Below are 11,273 nucleotides of genomic sequence, written 5' to 3'. Positions count from 1 at the left end.
CAAAGGGAACCAGGTCATTGTCGTGGAACGTGATGCCATACGCGCCCAGCTCAGCGAGCCGGTGCACCGCCTCCACCGGATCCAGCGCCGCACGGGTGGCCACACCAAACGGGTCACCGCCGGTCCAGCCCACAGTCCACAGACCAAAAGTGAACTTATCAGCAGGGGTAGGGGAAAGAGTCATGATGCGTCCTTGCACTCGGGAGGAGTCAGGCCGGAGCGGCCAATTAGTTTATGCAATGAACTATATTGCGGCCGGCTCGCTGGCGTCAAGAGTGCCAGCGAGCCGGCCGCCAGGGGGATCAGCCGCGGCGGGCGGGCCGGTCGAAACGCCAGCCCTCGGACTTCAACTCCGGGATGATCTGGTCTACGGCTTCCACCGTCTGGCTCCTGTCGCCGCCGCCGTCGTGCAGGAGCACCACTCCCCCTGGCCGTATGCCCTCCCTGAGCCGGCGGACCAGCTCGGCGGTTCCCGGCGGATCCCAGTCGCCCACAACAGTGGCCCAGCCGAGCGGCTGCATGCCCATGTCCGCAGCCACCTGCGGAGTCCCGCCCCAGCTCCCATAGGGCGCGCGGAAGTAGTTGATCTTTGCCTCGGGAACGGCCTCGCGGATAACCGCGCTGGTCTCTTCGAGGTCTGCCCTGATGGCGTCGGCACTCCATGTGCCCATGTTGTCGTGGTGCATCGTGTGGTTGCAGAGCAGATGGCCTGCCTCGGCGATCTGGCGGACGATCTCAGGGTGCTGCTTTACGTGGTCCCCCCACAGGCAGAAGGTCGCCTTGACGTGGTGCTTCTCGAGCACTGCCAGCAATTTGGGGGTGTTGACGGGGTCGGGGCCGTCGTCGAACGTGAGGCTTAAGTACTTGCCTTCATGCCGCGTGGAATCGACGATTGCGGGAGTTGCCTGGTCCGCCTGGGCAGGAACAGCGCCGGCAAGGCCGGCGGGAATGGCGGCGACGATTGCCAGCGCGGTTGCAGCGAGGGGCAACGCCGCTTGGCGCAGAATTTTTGAGCGGTGCAAGGGGAAACTCATGGCTACCTCATTGGAGTCGCAGAAAGTTCCGGTAAATTCCGGAACGCGCTCAGCGTAAGCTCACCCCAAGAACGGCGTCAAGGATGCAGGCAGCAGACGGGAACCGCTGTCAGGCCTGGCGGGGCGCTCCCGTGCTCTCCCTGAGCACCAGTCTGGTGGAGAGCTCAACACGGGGGCTTTCGACGCCTTCGCCCTGCAGCATCCGGAGCACCGTGCGGGCAGCAAGTTTGCCCATCTCCGCCAGGGGCTGCCGTACGGTGGTCAGCGGAGGAGAGGCCCAGCGGGCTTCGGGAAGGTCGTCGAAGCCGACGACGCTGATGTCCTCCGGGACCCGCAGCCCCTTTTTGCGCACTGCTTCATACACTCCAAGGGCCATTTGGTCACTGGCGGCAAAGACTGCCGACGGCGGATCGGCCAGCTCGAGCAACCTGACACCGGCACGGAACCCGGACTGGTAGTCAAAGTCGCCCTCAATTACCAGGGCAGGATCGAAGGGTATGGCGGCAGCATCGAGCCCCGCGCGGTACCCGTCGAGCCGAGCCCTGCTGCACCACAGGCCGGGTGTGCCGGCAACGAATCCGATGCGCCGGTGGCCGATTCCGGTGAGATGCTCGGTTGCTCCCACCGCCCCGGTCCAGTTCGTGGCGCCAATGGTGGGGACGTCAAGGTCCGGCACGCCTGCGGGGTCAACCACCACAGCGGGAACGTGAAGCCGCTGCAGTTCGGCCCGCAGGAAGGTATCAAGGTCCGTAGTGACGAGGATGGCGCCGTCACTCGCCCTGGCGCTGACATTGTCCAGCCACTGCCGCGTGGAGGTTGGACTTGTCTTGCGGTGGATAGCGGAAACCACGGTGGAGGCGCCGGCTTCATTTGCGGCTTCCTCCACCCCGCGGATGATTTCCACGGCCCAGGGACTGTCCAGATCATTAAAAACCAGGTCAATGAGGCCGGACCGCACCTCCGGGCGATTCCCCCGCCGCTGGTAGCCGTGGTCCCGCAGCAGGGTTTCCACCCGCTCACGCGTCCGCGCGGAAACATCGCCGCGCCCGTTAAGTACACGGGAGACGGTGGGCACTGAAACGCCCGCTTCGGCTGCGATGGCCGAAATTGTTACAGCCGGGCGCTGGGTCTCGGGCACGCATTCCTCCTGGTTTCGCTGCAAGTATAGGCCTTTGCGCCATCGCGCCAGCCAAGACTTTTCCGTAAACCCTTGACGCGCTCTTTGAAACACTCCTAATCTACAACCACTGCTTTCCGGAAGTTTCCGGAAAGTATCAGGTCGGAATTCGAGTGCCGATCGATCGTACTCAAAGGAGAGCTCTCAATGAAGGTTGCAAAACTGGTCGCTGCCGCTGTCATGGCGTCAGCGTTTGTCCTCCCAACGGCAATGCCTGCAGTTGCCGGCGGGGATGACAAGCCGCAGCCCCCCGGCCTTGCCAAGCAGGACACCCTGCGCTGGGCCGCACCCAAGGATGTCCGGATCGGCACTGCAGTTGCCGGCGGAGGCCACCACGAAACGATGCCGTATGCCAACCCGTTCACCTCGGACCAGCAGTACCGAGAGGTCCTGGCTTCGGAGTTCAGCTCCCTCTCGCCGGAGAACCAGGCCAAGTGGGAGTTTATCCACCCCCAGCGCGATCAGTACCGCTTTGCCGAGATGGACGCCATCGTGGAGTTCGCCCAGCAGAACGGCCAAGTGGTCCGCGGCCACACGCTGTTCTGGCACAGCCAGAACCCCGCCTGGCTGGAGCAGGGCAATTTCAGCAAGGACGAGCTCCGCTCCATCCTGAAGGACCACATCACCACGGTTGTTGGGCGGTACGCCGGCAAGATCCAGCAGTGGGATGTCGCCAATGAAATCTTCAATGAGAACGGCACCCTCCGCACCACCGACAACATCTGGATCCGCGAACTTGGTCCCGAGATCATCGCCGACGCCTTCCGCTGGGCCCATGAAGCCGACCCGAAGGCCAAGCTCTTCTTCAACGACTACGGTGTGGAAAGCATCAACGCCAAGAGCACGGCCTACGTCCAGCTGATCCCGAAGCTCCAGGCCCAGGGCGTCAAGGTGGATGGCTTCGCGGTCCAGGGCCACCTCAGCACACAGTACGGCTTCCCCGGCGACATGCAGGCTAACCTTCAGCGCTTCGATGACCTGGGCCTCGAGACCGCCGTCACCGAGATCGACGTCCGTATGAACATCGCCGCCGGGACCAAGCCGACGGCCGAGCAGTTGGCAAAGCAGTCCAGCTACTACCAGCGCGCGCTCGAAGCCTGCCTCAGTGTTGAAGACTGCAAGTCCTTCACCATCTGGGGCTTCAATGACAAGTACTCGTGGGTCCCGGTCTTCTTTAGCGGCCAGGGTGAAGCTACGGTGATGTGGGAGGACTACACCCGTAAGCCTTCCTACTACGCTCTGCAGTCCACACTGCTCAAGGCAAGCCCGGGCGGAGAACAGCGCCTGGACCGCCACCCCGCCTACCAGCAGTAGCGCGGCGGCAGAACTCCTGACAAAACGGCCCGGAACCATGTGGTTCCGGGCCGTTTTGTGTTGCCGCTAACCCGCCACTGCGTGGATCCGGAACGCGAGGGAGTGTGACTGGCCTGGCTCCAGAACAACAAGGTCCTGCCCCGAATTCAATGCGTCGGGCGGGCAGGTCATAGGCTCAACGGCCAGCCCCTTCCGGCCCCGCAGCTCTCCGGAGTAGAGCTGCAGCCAGGGCGCGTCGGCTCCGGTGGCTTCCACCACTGACGACAGCTGCAGGGCGGGGTTGCGCAGGGTTACGTCCCACGTCCCCTCAGGGAGGGCGGTGAAAGCGTGATCAAGCGACTGAGAGGCCAGCATCCGGAGCTCGGAGAAATCGAAATCGGTCCCCGGGGTTTCCAGAAGCCCGGTCGGCTGCAGCCTTTCGTCCGTCAGGAGCACCTTGCCGGCCCGGAACCTCAGTTCACACTTTGAAACGTCCTCGCCTCCCACAGTGATGTAGGGGTGGGAGCCGCAGCCGTACGGTGCCGGTGCTGTCCCGCAGTTGGCGGCGCGGAGCTCCACATGGAGCCCGGTGTCTGCGTCCAGGGCATAGCGGGCGGTGAGTGCGAGCTGGAATGGGTAGCCGGGTTCGCCGTGCAGCAGGTGCGTGAGGACCACTTCATTATGTGAGCGCTGCTCCAGCTGCCACGCGTTCCACAGCGCCAGCCCGTGCAACGCGCTGCCGGTAGCCGCCTCGTTCACCGGCAGCTCATAGCGCTGCCCGTCGAAGCTGTAGGCGCCGCCGGCCACGCGGTTGGGCCACGGCATGAGCACCTTTCCGGCATAGGCCGGCGGCAGGGTGTCGGCAGGGAAGGGCAGCACGATGTCCTTGCCCTGGAAGGAAAGGCTGATGAGCCCGGCTCCCACGGTTGCGACAGTCGCCCTGTAGTCACCCGCCTCCAGGATTATCAACTCTCCGTTGGGAGTGGCGCTGGGTGACATTGCGTTCCTTTCAGGAAGGTGCTGCCGAGGTTCAGTCGGGGCAGGTTGCGGTGCTTTGGCGGACAACAAGGGATGTTGCCAGGTCCAGGCGCAGGTTGTTGGGCCGCTCGCCTTCGCGGAGGCGCAGGACCATCCGGGCCGCCTCTTCAGCCATTTCTATCAGGGGCTGGTGCACGGTGGTCAGCGCAGGGCTGGACCAGCGCGCCACCTGAAGGTCGTCGTAGCCCACGATGGACAGCTGGGCCGGGACGGAAATTCCCAACTGGCGGGCCGCGTCCAGCACGCCGAGGGCCTGCAGGTCACTGCCGGCGAATATGGCGGTGGGCCGCTGTTCCATCTGCAACAGCTCTCGGGCATGGTGCCGGCCGCCGTCTACATGGAAGTCACCGTAGCGGATGAGGGTACGGTCAATGGGAATGCCTGCGGTGTTCAGGGCCGAGTTGTAGCCGTCGATCCGGGCCAGGGAGCACATCATGTCCTCGGGGCCGGAAATGGCGGCAATGCGGGTATGGCCAAGTTCAATAAGGTGCCGTGTGGCCATCATGCCCCCGGCCCAGTTTGCCGAACCAACGGAAGGAACGTCCGGGGCAGGGTCACCAGCGGGGTCGATGATCACAAACGGAATGGAGCGGGCATCCAGCTGCTGCCGGTACTCCTGCGGCAGATCCGAAAAGACGAGGACAACCCCGGCCGGCCGGCGGGCCATCACGCCTTCAATCCAGTCCGCGCCAGGCGCATGCCTGGTGCCGCTCTCAGTGAGGATAACGCTCATCCCGTTCGCCTTTGCGACGTTTTCGACGCCGCGGATGATTTCCAGCGCCCAGGCGCTTTCCAGCTCATGGAAGACCAACTCCAGCAGGGCGGACTTTGACGCACTCGTTTTACGACGCTTATAGCCGTGCTCCTCGAGGAGCTCCTCAACTTTCGAACGTGTTTTACGAGAAACGTCCGTTCGGCCGTTGAGAACCTTCGAAATTGTGGACAGCGAAACACCCGCCTCCTCGGCCAGTTGGGCGAGGGTAACGCGCGCGTCGGAAGATACAGGGCTGGACATGAGGACCAGCATAGCGGGAGTGTGGCCCTTTTGGCCTCATAAAACTTTCGCGCCTTGCGCCATGGATGTAACGCAACTTACACTTGCAGGCATCACATAACTTTCGATGAAAGCATCGAAACTTTCGAGAGGCGTTCGAAGATGAACAAGCATGGATGGGTCGCACGCAGCCTTGCAGGCAGTGCGGCTCTTGCCCTGGGCCTGACAATGGCCGGCTGCTCCGGAGGGTCCGGCGCGTCGAGCCGGCCCGAGAACGAGATCCACGTCGCCATGTACGGCGATGCAGGCAACGTAGTGGAACAGAAAATGGTCGACGCCTTTAACGCTACCTCTGAGGTGAAGGTTGTCCTCGACAAGATCCCCGGCGCCGAGTACCAGTCGAAGCTGCAGACCATCATGGATACGCCAACCGCACCCGATATCTTCTTCAACTGGGGTGGCGGCAGCATCAAGAGTTTCGTTGATGCCGACCTGGTGCTCCCCCTTGACGATTTCATCAAGGAGGACGCACAGCTGAAGGACGCTTTCCTGCCGTCCGTGTTCCAAACCGCTGTCATTGAAGGCAAGTCCTACGGCGTGCCGATGCGCGGCACGCAGCCGGTCATGCTCTTCAACAACTCGAAAGTCCTCGCGGACGCCGGGATCAGCAACCCCCCGGCCACCTGGGAAGAGCTGCTGGAGGATGTAAAGATCCTCAAGGACAAGGGCATCACCCCCATCGCCCTTGGTGCCGGCGACCGGTGGCCCACCCTGATGTGGTTCGAGTACCTCTACGACCGTGTGGCGGGTGAAGGCCTTTTCCAGAAGGCACTGGAAGGGGACACCAGCGTCTGGGAATCGGAAGAAAGCCGCAAAGCCCTCGGCATGCTCCGGGAGCTCGTTGATGCCGGAGCGTTCGGCACCAACTTCGACTCAGTGAAGTTCACCGACGGCGGGTCCCCCGCACTGCTGGCGAGCGGCAAGGCCGGCTTCGAACTGATGGGGTCATGGGAGTACTCCACCCAGCAGAGCAACGACGCCAAGTTCGCCGCGGAGGTCCTCGGTTACAGCGAGTTCCCGAAGATCGAAGGTGGAAAGGGAGACGAGAACAACCTGGTGGGCAACACCAACAACTTCTACTCGATCCACAAGAACACGCGCTACCCGGAAGCTGCCCGCGATTTCCTGAAGCTCATGTACTCCGATCAGTTCGTGCAGGAGCAGGTTGCCATCGGTAACCTCCCCACCACCACCAACACGGAGAAATTCCTCGACAAGGCAGCGGATCCCGAATACGCCAAGTACCAGTTCAGCCTGGTCAAGGAAGCCCCGTCGTTCCAGCTTTCGTGGGACCAGGCATACCCGCCGGAAGCAACAGTCACCATCCTCACCGCCGTCTCACAGTTCTTCAGTGGACAGATTGACGAAGACGGCTTTATCAAGGCAATGCAGAGCCTCTAGGAAATCATGACCACGACGCTTGCAAACCGCAGGCGCCCGACAGGCGCGGGCGGCCCCGAAGAGGGCCGCCCGGCGCGACGGGGCGGCTCTTCCTCGAGCCGCCCCGGCTTTGTCTGGGCCCTTCCTGCCACTATCTTCTTCGCACTTTTCGCGCTGGTACCGCTTATCGCGGTGGCGGTGCTGTCCTTCACCACCTGGAAGGGCCTCGGCGATCCCAAATTCGTAGGGCTCAAGAACTGGGAAGCCCTCTTCCAGGACCCCGTCATGCTCCAGAGCCTCTGGCTGAGCCTGGTGTTCATTGTGCTTGGCATTGTGACCCAAACTCCGCTGAGCATTTTGCTGGGCGTCTGGGCGGCCGGCAACCAGAGAAACCGCGCCATCCTGAGCGCCATCTACTTCGTTCCGCTGCTGTTGTCCTCGGCTGCAATCTCAGTCCTGTGGCGTGCCCTGCTTGACCCTAACTTCGGCATTCCGGGGCAGATATCCTGGCTGTTTGGAGACGGAAACGTCCTGGGTACCCAGACGGGTGCCATCGCAGTGCTGATCTTCGTGGGCATGTGGCAGTTCACGCCGTTCCACACACTTATCTACCAAGGCGCAGCCAAGCAGATCCCGCCGGTGCTGTACCAGGCCGCGTCCATCGACGGCGCCGGCACAGTCAGGCAGTTCTTCAGCATCACCCTGCCCCAACTGAAAAACAGCATCATCACGTCCGTGATCCTGATGGTGGTGGGTGGCCTGACCACCTTCGAAACAGTCCTTATCCTGACCAATGGCGGACCGGGCACCAGTACCACCATCACCGCTTTCCACATGTACCAGGAAGCGTTCCGCCGGTTCGATTTCGGTGCCGGCAGCGCCATCGCACTCGTACTGGTCATCATCTCCACGGCAATTTCCTTCGCCGTGGTCCGTGTCTCCGGATACGACAAGATGCGCAGTTCCCTGGAGGGGCTCTAAATGAAAACGCGTCCAAATTACCTAGCCGGCATCGGTGCCTTCATCTGGCTGGCCATCGTTGCTGTGCCGCTGTACGTGATGCTCTCCGCGACTTTCCAGACCCGTGCCGAGTTTGGCGACAACGGGCCGCTGTCCTTTCCTACCAGCTTCACGCTGCAGAACTACGTTGATGCCATCTCCAGTGGCTTCGGCCGGTACTTCTTCAATACCGTCATCGTTACGGTCGGCGTCGTTGGCCTGGTCCTGCTTCTGGTGCCCCCGCTGAGCTATGCCATCGTCCGGAGCCAGAGCCGTGCCGCCTCGGTCATTTTCCGCATGTTCCTGCTGGGCCTGGCGATCCCCGCCCAGGCTGTGATCGTTCCGGTGTTCTACCTGATCAACACCGTGGGCCTTTATGACAACCTGCTCGGTGTCATTCTTCCGACGGCGGCCTTCGCCCTTCCGATCTGCACCATCATCCTCAGCGGAACCATGCGGGACATCACTCCCGAGCTTTACGAGGCCATGGCCATGGACGGGGCCACCCCCGCCCGTTCCTTCCTTCGCCTGGTACTGCCGCTGTCCAAGGGTGGATTGTCCACCATCGCGGTGTTCTCGGCACTCCAGGCATGGAACGGATTCCTTTTCCCGCTGATCCTGACGCAGTCCGAATCCACCCGGGTGGTCACCCTCGGCCTGTTCAACTTCCAGACGCAGTTCGGCATCAACATCCCAGGACTCCTGGCGGCCGTAACCCTTTCCATGGTGCCGGTACTGCTCGCCTACCTCTTCGCGCGCCGCGCGCTTGTCCAGGGCCTCATGGGCGCTGGCGGAAAGTAATCATGACAGAAACCAAAACGCACAGCGCGCCGTGGCGCGACACCGCCGCCAGCCCGCAGGAGCGCGCGGACAGCCTCATCGCCGCCATGACGCTCAAGGAAAAGACGGCTCAGCTCTACGGAGTCTGGGTGGGCGCTTCCAGCGAAGGCGGTGAAGTGGCGCCGCACCAGAATGAAATGAACCCGCCCGTTGACCTGGACGAGATCCTGCCCAGCGGCCTGGGCCAACTGACGCGGCCCTTTGGCACTGCACCGGTGGATCCGGCACTGGGTGCGCTGTCCCTTCAGCGGACCCAGCAGCGCATTGCTGCCGCCAACCGCTTCGGGATCCCGGCGCTGGTCCATGAAGAGTGCTTAGCCGGCTTTGCCACCTGGCAGGCAACCGCGTACCCGGTGCCCCTGGCCTGGGGCGCCACCTTCAATGCCGGGCTCATCCGCACCATGGGCGCCGCGATCGGCGCAGACATGCGTTCACTTGGCGTGCACCAGGGCCTCGCCCCCGTCCTGGACGTGGTCCGCGACGCGCGCTGGGGCAGGGTGGAAGAAACCATCGGTGAAGACCCCTACCTGATCGGAACGTTGGCCACCGCCTACATCCAGGGTGTGGAAAGCAGTGGGGTAGTGGCCACCCTCAAGCACTTCGTGGGCTACTCTGCATCAAAGGCAGGCCGGAACCTCGCCCCCGTCTCCGTAGGGGCCCGTGAGATGGCAGACGTCCTGCTGCCACCCTTCGAAATGGCCGTCCGTGAATCCGGCGTCCGCTCGGTAATGCACGCCTACACGGACCTCGACGGGGTCCCCACCGCTGCTGACTCCTCGCTGCTCACCGATCTCCTGAGGGACACCTGGGGATTCGACGGCACTGTGGTGGCGGACTACTTCGGTGTCGCCTTCCTGAAGAACCTGCACGGGATAGCCGGGACGTTTGGGGAAGCGGCAGCGGCCGCCCTGGCCGCGGGCGTCGACGTCGAACTTCCCACCGTGCACGCCTTCGGTGAGCACCTCATCGCCGAGGTCGACGCCGGCCGCGTCCCCGTCAGCCTCATTGACCGGGCCCTGCACCGGGTGCTGGTGCAGAAGATTGAGCTGGGCCTGCTCGATGAGGACTGGTCCCCCGTTCCCCCTGCGCTGCAGGACGCGGATCTGCAGAGTCCTGCCGGGCTCGAAGGAAGCATCACCCTGGACACCGAGGCCAACCGGAAGCTTGCAGCCCGGATTGCCGAACAGTCGATCGTCCTGGCCAGCAACAACGGGATCCTGCCGCTGGGCAACCCGGGCCGCATCGCCGTTATCGGACCCAATGCGGACAACACCCAGGCGTTCCTTGGCTGCTACTCGTTCCCGGCACACGTCGGCGGCCAGCATCCGGACGTCCCGGTCGGCATCGAACTGCCCACCGTGGCGCAGGCCCTCGGGGCCGAATTCCCGGACAGCGCCATCACGGTAACAGAGGGCTGCTCCGTGGACGGCACGTCCACGGAAGGATTGGACGACGCCGTTGCTGCCGCCACCCGCGCCGACGTTGTCATCGCCGTTCTGGGCGACCGCGCCGGTCTGTTCGGCCGTGGAACCAGCGGTGAAGGCTGCGACGTCGAGTCCCTCGTGCTCCCTGGCGTCCAGCAGCAACTGCTGGACCGCCTGATCGAAACGGGTGTGCCCGTAGTGCTGGTGCTCCTCACCGGCCGGCCGTACGCCGTTGGCTCCGCCGTCGAGGATGCCGCGGCGATCGTGCAGGCGTTCTTCCCCGGTGAAGAAGGCGGTCCGGCTGTTGCCAGGATCCTCAGCGGCAGCGTCAACCCCAGCGGGCGGCTGCCGGTGAGCATTCCCGCCCGGCCGGGCGCCCAGCCGTCAACGTACCTGGCAGCCCCGCTTGCGCAGGCCAGCAGTGTCTCCAACATCGATCCTGCCGCCGCCTTCCCCTTCGGCCACGGCCTGAGCTATACCACCTTCGAATGGACCGGGCTGGAGCTCGAGGGCCCATCAACGGTGGCAGTGGACGGCGCCGCCGAAGCAAGCATTTCTGTCACCAACACAGGTGACAGGGCCGGCGTCGAACTCGTCCAGCTGTACCTGCACGACCCCGTGGCCTCCGTGGTCCGCCCTGTGCAGAAACTGGTGGGTTACGCCCGGGTGCCGCTGGAGCCGGGCGCTTCGGCCCGGGTTTCCTTCACGGTCCCCGCCGACGTCGCGTCATTCACAGGACGCGATGGCCGCCGGATCGTAGAGGCCGGCGACCTTGAACTTCGCTTCGGAGCATCAAGCGGAGACATCCGTCTGCACGCCAGCATCGCGCTGAGCGGTGAAACGCGAGTTGTTGACCACACCCGCAGCCTGCACTGCGGCGTGACGGTGACACCGAACAAGTAATTGGACAGGCAGGGGGGGGGGGTGCCCCTGGCGGGAGCACGGCCCTTCGCTCCAAAGAAAGCCCCCAGAAAAACACACCCCCCCCCCCCCCCCCCCCCCCCCACCGCCCCCACCCCCTAAAAAACCACCCC

General features: G+C 63.7%; 9 protein-coding genes and 1 pseudogene. 5 read left to right on the top strand and 5 right to left on the bottom strand.

From position 1 onward, the window contains the following. The 3 genes and pseudogenes from AC5RT4_RS17695 to AC5RT4_RS17685 all read right to left on the bottom strand — a co-directional run. Positions 1-184: pseudogene (locus tag AC5RT4_RS17695) on the bottom strand (xylose isomerase); the annotation flags it as partial. A gap of 118 nt (positions 185-302) precedes the next feature. Next, positions 303-1,034 carry a polysaccharide deacetylase family protein gene (locus AC5RT4_RS17690; protein ID WP_494106615.1) on the bottom strand — a complete coding sequence of 244 codons (732 nt, stop codon included), beginning with the start codon at positions 1,032-1,034 and terminating at the stop codon, positions 303-305. 109 nt (positions 1,035-1,143) lie between these two features. Next, positions 1,144-2,172 (bottom strand): LacI family DNA-binding transcriptional regulator, encoded by a 1,029-nt coding sequence (locus AC5RT4_RS17685; protein WP_494106614.1) that lies wholly within the window; start codon positions 2,170-2,172, stop codon positions 1,144-1,146. A 186-nt stretch (positions 2,173-2,358) separates the two neighbouring features. On the opposite strand from AC5RT4_RS17685, the gene AC5RT4_RS17680 reads away from it, so the two are divergent. Beyond that, on the top strand, positions 2,359-3,525 hold the full coding sequence (locus AC5RT4_RS17680; protein WP_494106613.1) for an endo-1,4-beta-xylanase: 1,167 nt from the start codon (positions 2,359-2,361) through the stop codon (positions 3,523-3,525). A 66-nt stretch (positions 3,526-3,591) separates the two neighbouring features. Here the strand turns inward: AC5RT4_RS17680 and AC5RT4_RS17675 are convergent, their stop codons facing one another. Both AC5RT4_RS17675 and AC5RT4_RS17670 read right to left on the bottom strand, forming a co-directional pair. Further along, positions 3,592-4,503: an aldose-1-epimerase gene (locus AC5RT4_RS17675; protein ID WP_494106612.1), complete on the bottom strand. Its 912-nt coding sequence runs from the start codon at positions 4,501-4,503 to the stop codon at positions 3,592-3,594. A 31-nt stretch (positions 4,504-4,534) separates the two neighbouring features. Next, positions 4,535-5,557, bottom strand: a complete 1,023-nt coding sequence (locus AC5RT4_RS17670; RefSeq protein WP_494106611.1) for a LacI family DNA-binding transcriptional regulator — start codon at positions 5,555-5,557, stop codon at positions 4,535-4,537. 141 nt (positions 5,558-5,698) lie between these two features. Here AC5RT4_RS17670 and AC5RT4_RS17665 point away from each other — a divergent pair, with 141 nt between their 5' ends. Genes AC5RT4_RS17665 through AC5RT4_RS17650 form a run of 4 tightly spaced genes read left to right on the top strand, consistent with a single transcriptional unit; the run spans position 5,699 to position 11,142 of the window. Beyond that, entirely contained in the window at positions 5,699-6,997 is a 1,299-nt protein-coding gene (locus AC5RT4_RS17665; protein ID WP_494106610.1) for an extracellular solute-binding protein, read from the top strand. A 6-nt stretch (positions 6,998-7,003) separates the two neighbouring features. Further along, on the top strand, positions 7,004-7,957 hold the full coding sequence (locus tag AC5RT4_RS17660; protein ID WP_494106609.1) for a carbohydrate ABC transporter permease: 954 nt from the start codon (positions 7,004-7,006) through the stop codon (positions 7,955-7,957). Further along, positions 7,958-8,776 carry a carbohydrate ABC transporter permease gene (locus tag AC5RT4_RS17655; protein ID WP_494040292.1) on the top strand — a complete coding sequence of 273 codons (819 nt, stop codon included), beginning with the start codon at positions 7,958-7,960 and terminating at the stop codon, positions 8,774-8,776. A gap of 2 nt (positions 8,777-8,778) precedes the next feature. Next, a complete protein-coding gene (locus tag AC5RT4_RS17650) occupies positions 8,779-11,142 on the top strand; it encodes a beta-xylosidase/alpha-l-arabinosidase (protein WP_494106608.1) in 2,364 nt (787 codons plus the stop codon). Positions 11,143-11,273: the final 131 nt, after the last annotated feature.

It is taken from the genome of Arthrobacter sp. sptzw42, assembly GCF_059089685.1.
Note: the sequence above shows the minus strand (reverse complement) of the source record. Positions and strands in the feature narration are given on the sequence as shown.